General features: G+C 71.6%; 14 protein-coding genes and 2 tRNA genes. 5 read left to right on the plus strand and 11 right to left on the minus strand.

Features of this window, described 5'->3' with window-relative positions; all coding sequences use genetic code 11:
* Positions 1–79: 79 nt before the first annotated feature.
* The 4 genes from ACFY0O_RS15065 to ACFY0O_RS15080 all read right to left on the minus strand — a co-directional run bounded on the left by ACFY0O_RS15065 (position 80) and on the right by ACFY0O_RS15080 (position 3,360).
* On the minus strand, positions 80–748 hold the full coding sequence (locus tag ACFY0O_RS15065; RefSeq protein WP_358892916.1) for an ATP-dependent Clp protease proteolytic subunit: 669 nt from the start codon (positions 746–748) through the stop codon (positions 80–82).
* 81 nt (positions 749–829) lie between these two features.
* The gene (locus tag ACFY0O_RS15070; protein ID WP_045947940.1) at positions 830–1,447 is read right to left on the minus strand and encodes an ATP-dependent Clp protease proteolytic subunit; all 618 of its coding nucleotides are present in this window, start codon (positions 1,445–1,447) and stop codon (positions 830–832) included.
* Positions 1,448–1,723: 276 nt separating this feature from the next.
* Entirely contained in the window at positions 1,724–3,118 is a 1,395-nt protein-coding gene (tig, locus tag ACFY0O_RS15075; RefSeq protein ID WP_388947057.1) for a trigger factor, read from the minus strand.
* Positions 3,119–3,283: 165 nt separating this feature from the next.
* Positions 3,284–3,360: transfer RNA gene (locus ACFY0O_RS15080), tRNA-Pro, on the minus strand.
* 180 nt (positions 3,361–3,540) lie between these two features.
* Here ACFY0O_RS15080 and ACFY0O_RS15085 point away from each other — a divergent pair.
* Positions 3,541–3,611, plus strand: a tRNA-Gly gene (locus ACFY0O_RS15085).
* Between the two features lie 92 nt (positions 3,612–3,703).
* Here the strand turns inward: ACFY0O_RS15085 and ACFY0O_RS15090 are convergent.
* From ACFY0O_RS15090 to ACFY0O_RS15105, 4 genes are all read right to left on the minus strand, one after another.
* Positions 3,704–3,898, minus strand: a complete 195-nt coding sequence (locus ACFY0O_RS15090) for a hypothetical protein (protein WP_388947059.1) — start codon at positions 3,896–3,898, stop codon at positions 3,704–3,706.
* Positions 3,899–4,086: 188 nt separating this feature from the next.
* On the minus strand, positions 4,087–4,542 hold the full coding sequence (locus ACFY0O_RS15095; protein WP_388947060.1) for an HD domain-containing protein: 456 nt from the start codon (positions 4,540–4,542) through the stop codon (positions 4,087–4,089).
* A complete protein-coding gene (locus tag ACFY0O_RS15100; protein WP_388947062.1) occupies positions 4,539–5,927 on the minus strand; it encodes a pyridoxal phosphate-dependent decarboxylase family protein in 1,389 nt (462 codons plus the stop codon). The genes ACFY0O_RS15095 and ACFY0O_RS15100 overlap by 4 nt, the downstream gene beginning before the upstream one ends.
* Before the next feature lie 307 nt (positions 5,928–6,234).
* Positions 6,235–7,380, minus strand: coding sequence for a PP2C family protein-serine/threonine phosphatase (locus ACFY0O_RS15105; protein ID WP_388947064.1), 1,146 nt, complete (start codon positions 7,378–7,380; stop codon positions 6,235–6,237).
* 117 nt (positions 7,381–7,497) lie between these two features.
* On the opposite strand from ACFY0O_RS15105, the gene ACFY0O_RS15110 reads away from it, so the two are divergent.
* Positions 7,498–8,736 carry a GNAT family N-acetyltransferase gene (locus tag ACFY0O_RS15110; protein WP_388947065.1) on the plus strand — a complete coding sequence of 413 codons (1,239 nt, stop codon included), beginning with the start codon at positions 7,498–7,500 and terminating at the stop codon, positions 8,734–8,736.
* Positions 8,737–8,748: 12 nt separating this feature from the next.
* Here the strand turns inward: ACFY0O_RS15110 and ACFY0O_RS15115 are convergent, their stop codons facing one another.
* Entirely contained in the window at positions 8,749–9,555 is an 807-nt protein-coding gene (locus ACFY0O_RS15115; protein WP_388947067.1) for an Fpg/Nei family DNA glycosylase, read from the minus strand.
* Between the two features lie 67 nt (positions 9,556–9,622).
* Complete coding sequence (locus tag ACFY0O_RS15120; RefSeq protein WP_358896066.1) at positions 9,623–10,111, minus strand: ribose-5-phosphate isomerase; 489 nt, start codon at positions 10,109–10,111, stop codon at positions 9,623–9,625.
* 219 nt (positions 10,112–10,330) lie between these two features.
* Here ACFY0O_RS15120 and ACFY0O_RS15125 point away from each other — a divergent pair, with 219 nt between their 5' ends.
* On the plus strand, positions 10,331–11,797 hold the full coding sequence (locus tag ACFY0O_RS15125) for an amino acid permease (RefSeq protein WP_388947069.1): 1,467 nt from the start codon (positions 10,331–10,333) through the stop codon (positions 11,795–11,797).
* Between the two features lie 87 nt (positions 11,798–11,884).
* Here the strand turns inward: ACFY0O_RS15125 and ACFY0O_RS15130 are convergent, their stop codons facing one another.
* A complete protein-coding gene (locus tag ACFY0O_RS15130) occupies positions 11,885–12,469 on the minus strand; it encodes a biotin transporter BioY (RefSeq protein ID WP_388947071.1) in 585 nt (194 codons plus the stop codon).
* A 286-nt stretch (positions 12,470–12,755) separates the two neighbouring features.
* Here ACFY0O_RS15130 and ACFY0O_RS15135 point away from each other — a divergent pair, with 286 nt between their 5' ends.
* Positions 12,756–14,153, plus strand: a complete 1,398-nt coding sequence (locus ACFY0O_RS15135; RefSeq protein ID WP_388947073.1) for an amino acid permease — start codon at positions 12,756–12,758, stop codon at positions 14,151–14,153.
* A 155-nt stretch (positions 14,154–14,308) separates the two neighbouring features.
* Positions 14,309–15,709, plus strand: a complete 1,401-nt coding sequence (locus ACFY0O_RS15140) for an amino acid permease (protein WP_388947075.1) — start codon at positions 14,309–14,311, stop codon at positions 15,707–15,709.
* The last annotated feature ends 100 nt before the right edge of the window (positions 15,710–15,809 follow it).

Raw genomic sequence — 15,809 nt, forward strand, 5'->3', positions numbered from 1 at the left:
GGGGGCCCCGGACGGGGCCCCCTTGACGCGGTTCACATCGCGGAATCCGCGGTGCGTCCGCGCCAACTGGCGGCAAGGATCAGACCGCGTTCATCTTGCGGGTCGAGACGATCTGGTCGATCAGACCGTAGGCCAGCGCGTCCTCGGCCGTGAGGATCTTGTCGCGCTCGATGTCGTCGCGGATCTTCTCGATCGGCGTGGTCGAGTGCTTGGCCAGCATGGACTCCAGCTGGTCGCGCATGCGCAGGATCTCGTTGGCCGCGATCTCCAGGTCGGAGAGCTGCTCGCGGCCCGTGCCGCCGGACGGCTGGTGGATCAGCACGCGGGCGTTCGGGAGGGCCATGCGCTTGCCCGGGGTGCCGGCGGCGAGCAGGACCGCGGCGGCGGAGGCCGCCTGGCCCATGCAGACCGTCTGGATGTCGGGCTTCACGAACTGCATCGTGTCGTAGATGGCCGTCAGCGCCGTGAAGGAGCCGCCCGGGCTGTTGATGTAGATCGAGATGTCGCGGTCCGGGTCCATCGACTCCAGGCACAGCAGCTGCGCCATGACGTCGTTGGCGGAGGCGTCGTCGATCTGCACGCCGAGGAAGATCACGCGCTCTTCGAAGAGCTTCGCGTACGGGTCGTACTCGCGCACGCCCTGCGAGGTGCGCTCGACGAAGCGGGGGACGACGTAGCGGTTGTCCACCTGCGGGCCGGAGTAGAGGCCGCTCGCGGAGAAGTTGTTCTGCATCTGGGTGTTCACCATCCTGGTGGCGTTCTGCGGGCTGGGGTTGCCTGGAGCGGGCCTGCGGGGCGTACGGACTTCCGTACGCCGGGCCCGGGGCGGTCAGGCCCCGGTGCCGCCGCCGCCCGGGACCAGGGACGCGGCGGAGATGATCTCGTCGATGAGGCCGTACTCCTTGGCCTCCTCCGCCGTGAACCAGCGGTCGCGGTCGCCGTCGCGGATGATGGCCTCCACGGTCTGGCCCGAGTGGTGCGCGGTGATCTCGGCCATGCGCTGCTTGGTGCGCAGCAGGTACTGGGCCTGGATCTTGATGTCCGACGCGGTGCCGCCGATGCCGGCGGAGCCCTGGTGCATCAGGATGTCGGTGTTCGGGAGCGCGAAGCGCTTGCCCGGGGTGCCGCCGGTCAGCAGGAACTGGCCCATGGAGGCGGCCATGCCCATGCCGATGGTGATGACGTCGTTCGGGATGTACTGCATGGTGTCGTAGATCGCCATGCCGGCCGTCACGGAGCCGCCGGGGCTGTTGATGTACAGGTAGATGTCCTTGTCCGGGTCCGCGGCCAGGAGGAGGAGCTGCGCCGTGATCTTGTTGGCGATCTCGTCGTCGACCTGCTGGCCGAGGAAGATGATGCGCTCGCCGAGCAGCCGGTTGTAGACATGGTCGCCGAGGCCGCCACCGATGGACGGCTCACCCGCGGCGTAAGGCTTCAGATTCGTCACGTATCCACCTGCTCGTCTCCGACGGCCACATGCCGTCTCAGCGTCTCGTTCTGGGGCGCGGACCGGTCGGTGGTGCGATGCCCCGCCGACTCCGGGTAGTCCCGTGCCCTCGTATTCATGGACCCTAACGCGCAGGTCGGACAACGCCATCCCGCTTCCCGAACTGTTCGCTCGGAGCGCAAGGTCCCGGGCGCCTGCCGAGGGGGCGCGGAAGGGCCCGTACGCGGCTGCGTACGGGCCCTTCACGGCACTGCTCAGCGGGCTGCGCCCGAGGTGTTACTTGGCCTCGTCGGCCTGGGCCTCGTCGTCACCCTCGACGGCGGCCTCGACGACCTCGGCGGCCGCCTCGACCTCGTCCTCGTCGTCGGAGAGGTCGACGACCTCACCCTTGGTGTCGACGACCTTGGCGGCCTCGACGACGACCGCGAGGGCCTTGCCGCGGGCGACCTCGCCGACCAGCATCGGGACCTGGCCGCCCTCGACGACGGCCTGGGCGAACTGGTCGGGGGACATGCCCGAGGACTGCGCGCGGCGCATGAGGTGCTCGGTGAGCTCCTCCTGGTTGACGCCCAGCTTCTCCTTGTTGACCAGGGCGTCCAGCAGGAACTGGGTCTTGATGCCCTTGACGGCCTGCTCGCGGGTCTCGGCGTCGAACTCCTCGACCGTCTTGCCCTGGATCTCGAGGAACTTCTCGAGGTTCAGGCCCATCTGGCCGAGCTGGTGGTGCTCCAGGTTGTGCTTGCGGGTCTGGACCTCGTCCGCGAGCAGCTTCTCCGGGACCGGGATCTCGGCGAGCTCGAGGAACTTCTCCAGCACGCGCTCCTGGGCCTGGGTGGCCTGGTCGTACTGCTTCATGTTCTCGAGGCGCTTGCGGCTGTCGGCCTTCAGCTCGTCGAGGGTGTCGAACTCGCTCGCCATCTGGGCGAACTCGTCGTCCAGCTCCGGCAGCTCGCGGGCGGAGACCTTGGTGACCTTGACGGTGACCTCGGCGTCCTTGCCCTCGGCGGAGCCGCCCTTCAGCTGCGAGGTGAAGGTGGCCTCGCCGCCGGCCTCGAGGCCCTTGACGGCCTCGTCGATGCCGTCGAGGAGCTCGCCCGAGCCGATGGTGTAGGAGACGTCGGTGGCGACGCCGTCCGCGAGGACCTCGCCGTCGACCTTGGCTTCGAGGTCGATGGTGACGACGTCACCCTCGGCGGCGGCGCGCTCGACGTCCTTGGTGGACGCGAAGCGGCCGCGCAGCTGCTCGACGGACTTCTCGACGTCCTCGTCCGAGACCTCGACCGCGTCGACCTCGACCTCGATGCCGGAGTAGTCCGGGATCTCGATCTCGGGGCGGACGTCCACCTCGGCGGTGAAGGCCAGCAGCTCGCCGTCCTTCAGCTCGGTGATGTCGACCTCGGGCTGGCCCAGCGGGTTCAGGTCCGCCTCGTTGACGGCCTCGGTGTAGAACTTCGGGAGGGCGTCGTTGACGGCCTCCTCCAGCACCGCACCGCGGCCGAAGCGCTGGTCGATGACGCGGGCCGGGATCTTGCCCTTGCGGAAGCCCTTCACCGTGACCTGCTGGTTGATCTTCTTGTACGCCGCGTCGAGGCTGTCCTTGAGCTCCTCGAAGGGCACCTCGACAGTGAGCCGAACCCGAGTCGGGTTCAGGGTCTCCACGGCGCTCTTCACGGTTCGGTCTCCTTGTGGCTGACTGCTGGGGGTTCTACCGGAACGCTGTGATTCAGCGGCCTCGGCGGATTCGGCCCGGTACATCAGACACACGGGCACGCAGCTTGCATAGTAACCGCAAGCGGCAATCAGCCCACAACGCGATCTTCGTGGGGACACTGCTGGTGGTCGGGGTGGCCGGATTCGAACCGACGACCTTCCGCTCCCAAAGCGGACGCGCTACCAAGCTGCGCCACACCCCGTCGGTGCGACACGTAGGGTACATGCCCGAAGACGCTCCGGCGCCCCCGGTTTTCCCGTCGGGCGTACGCGCGCGCGGCGCCCGCCGGGACACGGCGCTCGAAAGCGGTGTGCACTCCCCCTGCGCGACCCGCTAGGATGCTGTCCGTGCCGCGGTCCCACGGACCTGCGGCGCGCGTACTGCGGGTGTAGCTCAATGGTAGAGCCCTAGTCTTCCAAACTAGCTACGCGGGTTCGATTCCCGTCACCCGCTCTGAACGGCTCAGGGCCGGGTCGAGGACCTCCTCGACCCGGCCCTGACGCGTTGCTGCGGCGCTCTCGGAAGTCTCGGAGTTCCCGGAAGTCTCAGAGCTTGATGCCGGCGATGGTGTCCGCGAGGGAGTTCAGGAACCGATTGACGTCCGGGGCGATGGAGCTGGACGCCAGGAAGAAGCCGAAGAGGACGGCGATGATCGCCGGCCCCGCCTTCATGTGCTTGCCGCGGATCAGGATCACCAGGATGATCGCCAACAGAACCACCACTGACAGCGAAATGGCCACTTCTGATCACACCTTCGGTCGTCCCCTGGCCGGCCCGGGGGTCACGCCCGTGCACACCCCCACATGGACCATCCTCCCACCAACCGGCCCCTCCTATCCGCCCCGTGACGAAACGACAACAGGGCATTCCCGCCAAGCGGAGCCCAATCGGGCACATTTCGGGCGTGAGGGGAGCGCCGGGCGGGGGGTCAGGGGGCGGTGATGCCGAGGAGGGAGCGGACGCGGGCGTACTTGGCGGTCAGCCGGTCGCGGGTGGGCGCGTCCAGCACGGAGAGGCGTACGGGGTCCGCGTTGTGCGCGAGGTCGGCCTCCTTGACGAGGAGGGCCCCGGGGGTGGCGAGGATGCGGGCCGTGTACTCCTCGACCGGTTCTCCAGGGCGCTTGGTGAGCGCCACGACCATGTCCTTGACCTCCTGCGGGAGGGCGGCCGCCGCGAGCCGGTCGGCGCTGAGCGCGTCGTCCTCGACGGAGTCGTGCAGCCAGGCGGCCGCCTGCTGGGCGGCACTCCCGCCGCGCAGCCGGACGCCCTCGGCCACCGCCGCGAGGTGCTCGGCGTAGGGACGGCCGGCCTTGTCGGTCTGGCCCTCGTGCGCGGAGCGGGCCAGGGCCTCGACCTCGGCGAGGGTGAGGGAGCGGTCGGTCATGCGATCTCCTTCGCTGCCGCACGGAGGGCTTCGGCGGCCCGGCGCACGTCGGCGGGTGTCGTACGCCAGTTGGAGAACGCGGCGCGCAGGCCGGGGGTTCCCCCGAGGACGGTGGGGGTCACGAAGACCTCGGCGGCCACGGCCTCGCGGAGGGCGGCCAGGCGGTCGGGGGTGGGGTCGGCGGCGAGGGTGAAGCAGACCACGTTGAGGCGGACCGGGGCGAGCAGCCGCAGGGCCGGGTCCCGGCCGAGGAGCTCGCCGAGGGCGCGGGCGCAGGCGGTGTCCCGTTCGACGATCTCGCGGTGGCCCTCGCGGCCGTAGGCGCGCAGGGTGAACCAGGCGGCCAGGGCCCGCAGCCGGTGGGAGTTCTCCGGGGTGAGGTGGACCAGGTCGGGGTCGGCGCCCAGGGGGCCGAGGTAGGCGGCGGCGTTGGCGAACACGCGGGCCTGGAGGTCGCGGCGGCGGGTGAACTGGACGGCGCTGTCGTAGGGGACGTTGAGCCACTTGTGCAGGTCGACGCAGACGGAGTCGGCGGCGTCGAGGCCCTCGGTGAGATGGGCGTGCTCCGGGGAGAGGGCGGCGAAGGCGCCGAAGGCGGCGTCGGTGTGCAGCCAGAAGTCGTGGCGGTCCTTGAGGGCGGCGACGGCGCGGAGGTCGTCGAAGTCGACGGTGTTGACGGTGCCGGCGTTGGCGACGACGACGGCCGGGCCCGGCGTGTCGGCGAGGGCGCGGTCCAGTGCGGCGGGGTCGACGGCCTCGCGGCCGGGCAGGGTGGGCACGGGGACGAGGGCGGCGCGGCCGAGGCCGAGGACGGAGAGGGCCTTGGCGATCGAGGAGTGCGGGGCGCCGGAGAGGACGCGGACGGCGCCGAGCGCGGCGACGCCGTCCTGGGCCGGGGAGACCCCGAGGCGCTCGCCGAGCCACTCGCGGGCGATGGCGAGGCCGACGGTGTTGGACATGGTGGCGCCGCTGACGAAGGTGCCGGTGTGGGCGGGGGTCAGCCCGAAGAGCTCGCGCAGCCAGGAGACGGTTTCGCGTTCGAGGTGCTGGCCGGCGCCGTCCATGGCGGAGTTGGAGTTCTGGTCGTGGACGGCGGTCAGCCAGTCCCCCGCGAGGGCGGCGGGGGTGGCGCCGCCGGTGACGAAGCCGAGGTAGCGGGGGCCGGCGGAGGCGGAGAGGCGGGGCTCCCAGCGGGTGCGGAAGTCCTTCAGGGCGGCCTCGGTCCCGGTGCCGTGCGCGGGGAGCGGGCGGGGGTCGGGCAGCCCGTCCCCCGGGGGCACGACGGGCCGCGCGTCCAGCCCCGCGAGGGCCTCGACGGAGGCGTCCCGTGCGGCGTCGAGGAGGGCGGGGAGACGGGCGAGGTCGGCGGCGAGGGTGGCGTCCATGCCCGGACGCTAACCCTGCCGAAGCCGACCCGACCGGGCCAATCCCCTCCGAGTGGCCCACCCGGCCGCCCCGGCCCCGGCGCGGTGGGCCGGGGCGTTCGTGCCACTGCGCGGAGCCTCTCCTCGCCCCGCGCAGCCGACCACCGCCCGCGGACGACGTTCCGGCCTCAGCCAGGGGCACCGGCCCGCGCCCGAGGGCCGACCCCCGCCGGGGCCGACGGCCCGCGCCGCCGCCGGCGGACGGAGTCCGCCGCAGCGGCGCGAAGCCGGGGAGGCGCCCCGGCGCCGAGCCGTGCGAGCGGCGCGTCTAAAAAGGTGCGCGGCGGATCAGGAGGAGGGCTCGGTCGTCGTTGACGTCCTTCGCCACCTTTTCGATCAGGTGCCACGCCGCCCCCTCCCAGCCCGCCGCGACGTACCGGTCGGCCTCGCCCGTCAGCCGGTCGATGCCCTCGCTGATCTCGCGGTCCGCGGTCTCGACCAGGCCGTCGGTGAAGAGCATCAGGACGTCGCCCGGCCGCAGGTTGCCCCGCGCCGGTTCGAACTCCGCGCCGTCGTAGACGCCGAGGAGCGGGCCCTCGCCGGACTTCTCCTGCCAGCGGCCGGTGCCGGCGGAGAGCTGGAGGGCGGGGAGGTGGCCGGCGGAGAGGAGTTCGTAGTCGCCGGTCTCCAGGTCCAGGACGAGGTGGATGGAGGTGGCGAAGCCCTCGTCCCAGTCCTGGCGCAGGAGGTAGCCGTTGGCGGCGGGCAGGAAGTCCTGGGGCGGGAGGGCGCCGAGGAGTCCGCCGAAGGCGCCGGAGAGGAGGAGGGCCCGGGAGCCGGCTTCCATGCCCTTGCCGGAGACGTCGGTGAGGACGACCTCCAGGGTGCGTCCGCCGTTGGTGCGGGCGGCGACGACGAAGTCGCCGGAGAAGGACTGGCCGCCGGCCGGCCGCAGGGCCATCTCGCGGTGCCAGGACGGCGGCAGGGCGGGCAGTTTGCTCTGCACCCGGATGCGTTCGCGGAGGTCGAACAGCATCGTGCCGCCGCGCCGCCACGGCACCCCGACGCGGCTGCGGAACTGGGCGATGATCAGACCGAAGAAGCCGCAGGCGGCGACGACCAGGACCGTTCCCGGGGTGACCCGGGCGGGCCCCTCGGTGTACGGGCCGAGGACGAGGGCCTCGACGATCAGCGCGGTCGCGGAGGCGGCGTAGAGCCCGAGCAGGCTGGCGGGCCGCAGCAGCAGCCCGCCCGCCACGATGGGCAGGACGAGCGCCGACGGCGAGAACCAGACGGGCAGCAGCAGGGTGCCGCAGGCGATGGCGGGCACGGTCAGCAGCAGGCCCGCGAAGGCCAGCCAGTCGCTCGCGTCCCCGCGGAAGTAGTCGACGGCGGATTTGCGCAGGGCTGTGCGCGCCCGGTGCGACAGCATGCGCGCCCGGGCCCTGAGCGTCTCCACGCGTGCTCCGGCCATTGCACCGGGACCCTATCCATCATGGCTGGGCGCGCGCAGGGGTACCCCCGTACCGCGGGCCGGCGGATGCCCGAAAACAGTTCGACCGGGCCGTATTGCCCTGGTAGGGATGGCTCTATGGCTCTTGATACGCGCGTATTGCAGGCTGATGAGTGGGATGTCTGGTACGACCATCTGGAACTGGCGTTCGGCGGGGTGCCGGAATCCCCCGAGGAGCGCTCGCTCTACCGGTCGCTGACGGAGCTCGACCGTTCGCTGGGGGTCTGGGACGGCGGAACCTGCGTCGGTTCGGCCGGGGCGTTCAGCTTCCGGCTGTCGGTGCCGGGCGGGGCGGTGGTCCCGGCGGCGGGGGTGACGATGGTCGGGGTGGCGCCGACGCACCGCAGGCGGGGCGTGCTGACCTCGATGATGCGCCGCCAGCTGGACGACGTCCGGGCGGCGGGCGAGCCGGTCGCGGTGCTGACGGCCTCGGAACCGGAGATCTACGGGCGCTTCGGCTACGGCACGGCGACGTACGACCTGGTCGTGGACGTCGACACGACCCGCGTACGGCTGAACGTGCCGCCGGGGACGGACGCGGTGCGGCTGCGGCTCGTGGACCCGGTGAAGGCGCTGGACGACTGCGAGCGGGTGTACGCGGCGCTGGTCGCGGGCCGGCCGGGGATGCCGGCCCGGCAGCCCGGGTGGGAGCGGCAGGGGCTGCTGGACCCGGAGTCGCGGCGGGAGGGGGCGTCGCCGCTGAAGTGCGTGGTGGCGGAGGACGTGGCCGGGGCCGTGGTCGGGTACGCGCGGTACCGGGTGCGGCCGGACTGGGAGCCGGCCGGGTCGGACGGCAAGGTGCTGGTCGGCGAGGTGGACGCGGTGGATCCCGCGGCGTACGCGGCGCTGTGGCGGTACCTGTTCGAGATCGACCTGACCTGGCACGTGCGGGCCTACCGGCGGCCGGTGGACGATCCGCTGCTGCACCTGGTCAACGACGTCCGGCGGGTCCGGGCGTGGCAGCGGGACGCGCTGTACCTCCGGGTGGTGGACCTTCCGGGGGCGCTGGAGGCGCGGGGGTACGGGGGCGCGGTGGACGTGGTGCTGGAGGTCGAGGACGCGTTCTGTCCGTGGAACGCGGGGCGGTGGCGGCTGACCGCCGGTGCGGACGGCTCCGGGGCGCGGTGCGTGCGCAGCGAGGACGCCGCCGAGCTGGCGCTGTCCGCGCGGGAGCTGGGTGCCGCCTACCTGGGCGGGGTGACGCTGACCTCGCTGGCGGCGGCCGGCCGCGTGCGGGAGCTCCGGCCGGGCGCCCTGCGGGGGGCTTCGCGGGCCTTCACGGGGGATGTCGCCCCGTGGCTCCCGCACAACTTCTAGGCCGCGTCTCCGCTAGCGGGTCTGGCAGGAGGGGCACCAGAAGAGGTTGCGGGTGGCGAGGTCGGCCGTGCGGATCTCGGAGGCGCAGATGTGGCACGGGAGGGTCGCGCGGCGGTAGACGTACACCTCGCCGCCATGGTCGTCGACGCGCGGGGGGCGGCCCATGGCCTCCGGGAGGTGTTCGTCGCGGACGGTGTCGATGCGGTTGCGGCGGACGCCCTCGCGCATGAGCTCCGCCAGGTCGGCCCACATCGCGTCCCATTCGGCGCGGGTCAGGTCCCTGCCCTGGCGGTAGGGGTCGATGCCGTGCCGGAAGAGGACCTCGGCACGGTAGACGTTGCCGACGCCCGCGATGACCTTCTGGTCCATCAGCAGGGCGGCGATGGTGGTGCGGCTGCGGGAGATGCGGGACCAGGCGCGCCCGGGGTCGTCGGCCGGGCGCAGCGGGTCGGGGCCGAGCCGGTCGTGTATCGCCTGCTTCTCGGCCGCGGTGACCAGGGCGCAGGCCGTGGGGCCGCGCAGGTCCGCGTAGTGGTCCTCGTTCAGCAGGCGCAGCCGCACGGTGTCGGTGGCCGGCGGGGCCGGGGCGGGGCCGAAGCCGAGTTTGCCGAAGAGGCCGAGGTGGATGTGGATCCAGGCGTCGCCGAGTTCCAGGAAGAGGTGCTTGCCGTGGGCCTCCGCGCTCTCCAGCTCGCGCCCGTCGAGGAGGGCCGCGCTCTCGGCGAAGCGTCCCTGGGGGCTGCTGACCCGGACCGTGCGGGCGGCGAAGCGCTCGGTGTGGTCCTGGGCGAGGCGGTGGATCGTATGACCCTCGGGCACGCCGTGCTCCTGCTTCCTTCGTTCTGCGGGCCGCCGGACGGGGCGCGTCCGGCGGCCCGCGGGGGGACTACTGGTCCTGCGGGTGGTGGGCCGGGATCGGGGGGAGCTCGCCGGTCCGCTCGTAGGCCGAGAGCATGTCGATGCGGCGGGTGTGGCGCTCCTCGTCCGAGTACGGGGTCGCGAGGAAGGCCTCGATGAAGCTGGTGGCCTCGTCCTGGGTGTGCATGCGGCCGCCGACGGAGATCACGTTGGCGTTGTTGTGCTCGCGGCCGAGCTTGGCGGTCTCCACGCTCCAGGCGAGGATGGCGCGGACGCCCTTGACCTTGTTGGCGGCGATCTGCTCGCCGTTGCCGGAGCCGCCGATCACGATGCCGAGGCTGTCGGCGTCCGCGGCGGTCTTCTCCGCGGCGCGCAGGCAGAACGGCGGGTAGTCGTCCACCGCGTCGTAGATGTGGGGCCCGCAGTCGACGGGCTCGTGGCCGTTGTTCTTGAGCCAGTCCACGAGGTGGTTCTTGAGCTCAAAGCCGGCATGGTCGGATCCGAGATACACGCGCATGGGTCGAGTGTGGCATGCGTGACCTCAAGGGAGGGCGGAGGGGTGTCGCATAAATCACGTCTAAACCTCAAGTAAACCCAAAGAACGCAGACAGGAGGGGTCGGGACCTTGGTCCCGGGATGGGGGCCTTGGGTAACCATCGGAAGAAGGTCTTCCGTCTTGGCCGGAAATCGGGTTTGAATGCCGGAACTCTCCACCCGAGAACCAAAGGATTCGTCCATGAGCACGACGACGACCCTTCAGAAGGCAGGCGACCCGACCGGCGAACCCGGTTCCGCCCAGCCCTCCGACGGTCTCAAGGCCGGTCTCAAGAACCGCCACCTTTCCATGATCGCCATCGGCGGCGTCATCGGCGCCGGCCTGTTCGTCGGCTCCGGCGGCGGTATCGCCAAGGCCGGCCCCGCCATCCTGATCTCGTACCTGCTCGTCGGTGCGATGGTCGTCTTCGTGATGCGGATGCTCGGCGAGATGGCCGCCGCCAGCCCGAACTCGGGCTCCTTCTCCGCGTACGCCGACCGGGCGCTCGGCCGCTGGGCCGGCTTCTCCATCGGCTGGCTCTACTGGTTCTTCTGGGTCGTCGTGCTCGCCGTCGAGGCGACCGCCGGCGCGAAGATCCTCGAGGGCTGGGTCCCGGCCGTCCCGCAGTGGGCCTGGGCCCTGATCGTGATGGTGGTCCTGACCGCCACGAACCTCGGCTCCGTCGCCTCCTACGGCGAGTTCGAGTTCTGGTTCGCGGGCATCAAGGTCGTCGCCATCGGCGCCTTCGTGATCGTCGGCATGCTCGCCGTCTTCGGCGTGCTGCCGGGCTCGGACAACCCGGGCGCGGGCTTCGCCCACCTCACCGACACCGGCGGCTTCATGCCCGGCGGCTGGGGCTCGGTCCTCACCGGTGTGCTGATGGTCGTCTTCTCCTTCATGGGCAGCGAGATCGTCACCCTGGCGGCCGGCGAGTCCGAGGACCCGCGCCGCGCGGTCACCAAGGCCACCAACTCGGTGATCTGGCGCATCGGCGTCTTCTACCTGGGTTCGATCTTCGTCGTCCTGACCCTGCTGCCGTGGAACGACAAGTCGATCGTCGAGAAGGGCTCGTACGTCGCCGCCCTGGACTCGATCGGCATCGCGCACGCCGGCCAGATCATGAACGTGATCGTCCTGACGGCCGTGCTGTCCTGCCTGAACTCGGGCCTCTACACCGCTTCGCGCATGGCGTTCTCGCTGGGCGAGCGCGGTGACGCGCCCAAGGCCTTCGCCAAGACCAGCAAGAACGGCGTGCCCGCCATCGCCATCCTCGGCTCGGTGGTCTTCGGCTTCATCGCCGTCTACTTCAACTACACGTCCCCGGACACGGTGTTCAACTTCCTGCTGAACTCCTCGGGTGCCATCGCCCTCTTCGTGTGGCTGGTCATCTGCCTGACCCAGCTGCGGATGCGCGGGATCCTGATGCGCGAGGCGCCGGAGAAGGTCACCGTCAAGATGTGGCTCTTCCCCTACCTGACGTGGGCCACCGCCGCGATGATCACCTTCGTCCTCGGCTACATGGTCTACGACAAGGACAACCGCGAGACGGTGCTGTACTCGCTGCTCGTCGCGGCCGTCGTGATCGCCATCGGTGTGGTGCGCAACGCCCGCCGCAAGGGCGAGCTCGCGGCCGAGGCCGCGGCCGACGCCGTGGTCGACGCGGTCTGACCGGACCCCCGCAGACGCCAGCAGCCCCGGACCGCCCGCTCGCGGTCCGGGGCTGCTGCGCAGGCGCCGGCGGGAAAGCCGTACGGGTCAGCCGCGGCGGCCGGCCAGCTTCCAGGCGGCCGGCAGGGCGCCCACGGCCAGCGCGGCCTTGAGGGCGTCACCGATCAGGAACGGGGTCAGGCCCGCCGCGAGGGCCGCGCCGAAGGACATCCCGGTGGCGGCCATCAGGTAGGGCACGCCCACCGCGTAGATCACGGCCGAGCCCAGCACCATCGTGCCCGCCGTGCGCGGCACCGAGCGGTCGGCGCCGCGCCGCGCGAGGGCGCCGACGACGGTGGCGGCGAGCAGCATGCCGAGGACGTAGCCGAAGGAGGCGCCGCCGGCGCCGGAGGTGCCGCCCGCGAACCAGGGCAGGCCGGCCACGCCGAGCGCGGCGTACAGGCCGAGCGCCAGGAAGCCGCGGCGGGCGCCGAAGGCGGTGCCCACGAGCAGGGCGGCGAAGGTCTGGCCGGTGACCGGGACCGGAGAGCCGGGAACGGGCACGGAGACCTGGGCGGCCAGACCGGTGAGCGCGGCTCCGCCGACGACGAGGGCGATGTCGCGGACGCGGCTCGCGGGCAGCAGGTCGGCGAGGACGGCGCCGGGCCGGAAGGAGACGGAAGCAGTGCTCATGAGGGGGCTCCGCGGGATGGTGATCGACAGGACACCGTGACGCTAGTGCGCGCCGTCGCGCCGCCCCACCGTCGACCGGGACAAAGGCATACTGTCCGGTTTGGTGGGGACCACACAAAGCCCACGCCTTACACCCGACCTGAAGTGATCCCTGTCACGGGGAACATCCGGCGACACATCCTTTTTGCTCCCACGGGCGCCCTCCGGCAAGACTGTAGGGTCCCGCCAATCCCTTGCGCAGCCCCCATCGCCGCTTGGCCGACCGAGAGAGTACGAGCATCTCCTCATGCGCGACTCATTGCCCGAACCGTCCGTCACCGAGGGCGGCCTGCCCCCGGAACCCCTGAGCCACAGTCTCAAGCAGCGCCACCTGACCATGCTGGGCCTCGGCGGCGTCATCGGCGCCGGCCTCTTCGTCGGCTCCGGCGCCGGCATCTCCATCGCGGGCCCCGCGATCATCTGCTCGTACCTGCTCGCGGGCGCGCTCGCGATGCTGGTGATGCGGGCCCTCGGCGAGATGTCGGCGGCGATGCCCGCCTCCGGCTCCTTCTCGGTCTACGCGGAGAAGGCCCTGGGGCGCTGGGCCGGCTTCTCGGCGGGCTGGCTGTACTGGTTCCTGCTGGTGGTGGTGCTCGCGGTGGAGGCGACCGGTGCCGCGAAGATCGCCCACGGCTGGCTGCCGTCGGTGGACCAGTGGGTGTGGGTGCTGCTGTTCATGGTGGTCTTCACCCTCACCAACCTGGCCGCCGTGCGGAACTTCGGCGAGTTCGAGTTCTGGTTCGCCGCGCTGAAGGTCGGCGCGATCGTGCTGTTCCTGGTCCTGGGCACGCTCGCGGTCTTCGGCCTGCTGCCGGACACCGAGCCGGTGGGGCTGGCCAACCTCAGCGGGCAGGGCGGCTTCTTCCCCAAGGGGATGGGCGGGGTGGTCGCGGGCATGCTCGCGGTCGTCTTCGCCTTCGGCGGCCTGGAGGTCGTCACCATCGCGGCCGCCGAGTCCGACGACCCGGCCCGGTCGGTCTCGCGGGCGGTGCGCAGCGCGGTGTGGCGCATCCTCTTCTTCTACGTCGGCTCGATGCTCGTGATCGTGACCCTGCTGCCTTGGGATTCGCTCAAGCCCGGCGAGAGCCCGTACGTGGCCGTGCTCGACTCGATCGGGATCCCTGCGGCCGGGCAGATCATGAACATCGTGGTGTTCGTGGCGCTGCTGTCGGCGCTGAACGCGAACCTGTACGGCTCCTCCCGGATGATCTTCTCGCTGGCCGAGCGCGGCGAGGCGCCCAAGGGGCTGCTGAAGGTCTCGGGCGGCGGGGTGCCGCGGCGGGCGGTGCTGGCGTCGGTGGTCTTCGGGTTCGCGTCGGTGGTGCTGAACCTGCTGTGGCCGGACACGGTCTTCCTCTACATGCTCAACGCGGTCGGCGCGGTGCTGCTGTTCGTGTGGGCGCTGATCGCGGTCTCGCAGCTGCGGCTGCGGCCCCGGCTGGAGCGGGAGATGCCGGAGCGGCTGACGCTGCCGATGTGGCTGTTCCCGTACCTGACGTGGGCGGCGCTGCTGGGGATGGCGGCGGTGCTGGTGCTGATGCTGTTCGACGACTCGGCGCGGCCGCAGCTGCTGTGGTCCTCGGGTGCGGCGGCGGCGGTGCTGCTGGTGGCCGCGTACCGGGAGGTGCGGGCGCGCCGGGGCTGAGGCCCCGTCAGTGACGTGCGGACGCCGAGCGGTCCGGGACTTTCGTCCCGGGCCGCTCTCCTTTCTGCGCGCGGGCGCGGTCACGGCGCGTGAGCCGAGTGTCCGGATGCTGAACAGTGAATGTCCGATAAACGGACGCTCGGCAGACTGGGCCCATGAGTCAGAGCACCATCACGCCCCCCGAACTGCGGCCCTCCGCGCCCGGATCCCCCCTCGGCACCGGCCTCAAGCAGCGCCACCTCTCGATGATCGCCCTCGGCGGGGTCATCGGCGCCGGCCTCTTCGTCGGCTCCGGCGCCGGCATCGCGGCCGCGGGGCCCTCGATCGTGCTCGCGTACGCGGTGTCCGGCCTGCTGGTGATGTTCGTGATGCGGATGCTCGGCGAGATGTCGGCGGCCAACCCCGCGTCGGGCTCCTTCTCGGTGCACGCCGAGCGGGCGATCGGCCCCTGGGCCGGGTTCACGGCGGGCTGGATGTTCTGGACCCTGCTGTGCGTGGGCGTGGCCATCGAGGCCATCGGCGCGGCGCACATCATGACGGGCTGGTTCCCGGGCACCCCGTCGTGGCTGTGGGTGCTGGTGTTCATGGCGCTGTTCTGCGGCAGCAACCTGGGCGCGGTGCGCAACTTCGGCGAGTTCGAGTTCTGGTTCGCCGCCCTGAAGATCGGTGCGATCGGGCTGTTCCTGGGCCTGGGCGTGTTGGCCGTCCTGGGCCTGCTGCCCGGGACCTCCTCCCCCGGCGCCGCGAACCTGGCGCATACCGGCGGGTTCCTGCCCCACGGGGTCGACGGGCTGCTCGTCGGCGTGCTGGCCTCGGTCGTCGCGTACGGCGGCCTGGAGACGGTGACCATCGCGGCGGCGGAGTCGGACGACCCGGTGCGGGGCGTGGCCAGGGCGGTGCGGACCACCATGTGGCGGATCGCGATCGTCTACGTCGGCTCGATGCTGGTGATCGTCACCCTGCTGCCCTGGAACGACCCGGCGGTCACCGAACACGGCCCGTACGCCGCGACCCTGGACCACCTGGGCATCCCAGCGGCCGGCCAGATCATGAACGTGGTCATCCTGATCGCCCTGCTGTCCGCGATGAACGCCAACATCTACGGCTCCTCGCGCATGGCCCACTCGCTGGTCTCCCGGGGCCAGGGGCCGAGGGCGCTGGGCAAGGTCTCGGGCGGGGTGCCGCGCCGGGCGGTGCTGGCCTCCTCCGGGTTCGGGTTCGTCACGGTGCTGCTGTCGTACTGGTACCCGGACACCCTGTTCGCCTGGCTGCTGAACATGGTCGGCGGGGTCATCCTCATCGTCTGGGGCTTCATCGCCGTCTCGCAGTTCGTGCTGCGCCGGCGGCTGGAGCGGGAGGCGCCCGAGAAGCTGACCGTGCGGATGTGGGGCTTCCCGTACCTGACGTGGGTGGCGCTGGCCGGGGTGGCCGGGGTGCTGGTGCTGATGGCCGTCGGCGAGGACACCCGCACGCAGGTGCTGTTCACCGGCGGGCTCGCGGCGGCCCTGGCGGCGACCGGGTACGTGATGCAGCGCCGGGCGGCGGCCCGGACCTGACGGCCCGACGGCTCCCCGGCCCCCTGTGAGGCGGATCCCGTGTGCGACACGGGATCCGCCTCTCTTCGTACCCAGGTGACCCTTACGTGTGAGTCGGAAT

The sequence above is a fragment of the Streptomyces sp. NPDC001594 genome, from assembly GCF_042893675.1.
Taxonomy (GTDB): domain Bacteria; phylum Actinomycetota; class Actinomycetes; order Streptomycetales; family Streptomycetaceae; genus Streptomyces.

Bases quoted from the DNA above. Each gene is read 5' to 3' on its own strand.
- ACFY0O_RS15140 (WP_388947075.1), top strand. From the start codon at position 14,309: ATGAGTCAGAGCACCATCACGCCCCCCGAACTGCGGCCCTCCGCGCCC.
- ACFY0O_RS15095 (WP_388947060.1), bottom strand. From the start codon at position 4,542: ATGACCGACCGCTCCCTCACCCTCGCCGAGGTCGAGGCCCTGGCCCGC.
- ACFY0O_RS15125 (WP_388947069.1), top strand. From the start codon at position 10,331: ATGAGCACGACGACGACCCTTCAGAAGGCAGGCGACCCGACCGGCGAA.
- ACFY0O_RS15130 (WP_388947071.1), bottom strand. From the start codon at position 12,469: ATGAGCACTGCTTCCGTCTCCTTCCGGCCCGGCGCCGTCCTCGCCGAC.
- ACFY0O_RS15100 (WP_388947062.1), bottom strand. From the start codon at position 5,927: ATGGACGCCACCCTCGCCGCCGACCTCGCCCGTCTCCCCGCCCTCCTC.
- ACFY0O_RS15105 (WP_388947064.1), bottom strand. From the start codon at position 7,380: ATGGCCGGAGCACGCGTGGAGACGCTCAGGGCCCGGGCGCGCATGCTG.
- ACFY0O_RS15065 (WP_358892916.1), bottom strand. From the start codon at position 748: ATGGTGAACACCCAGATGCAGAACAACTTCTCCGCGAGCGGCCTCTAC.
- ACFY0O_RS15110 (WP_388947065.1), top strand. From the start codon at position 7,498: ATGGCTCTTGATACGCGCGTATTGCAGGCTGATGAGTGGGATGTCTGG.
- ACFY0O_RS15135 (WP_388947073.1), top strand. From the start codon at position 12,756: ATGCGCGACTCATTGCCCGAACCGTCCGTCACCGAGGGCGGCCTGCCC.
- ACFY0O_RS15120 (WP_358896066.1), bottom strand. From the start codon at position 10,111: ATGCGCGTGTATCTCGGATCCGACCATGCCGGCTTTGAGCTCAAGAAC.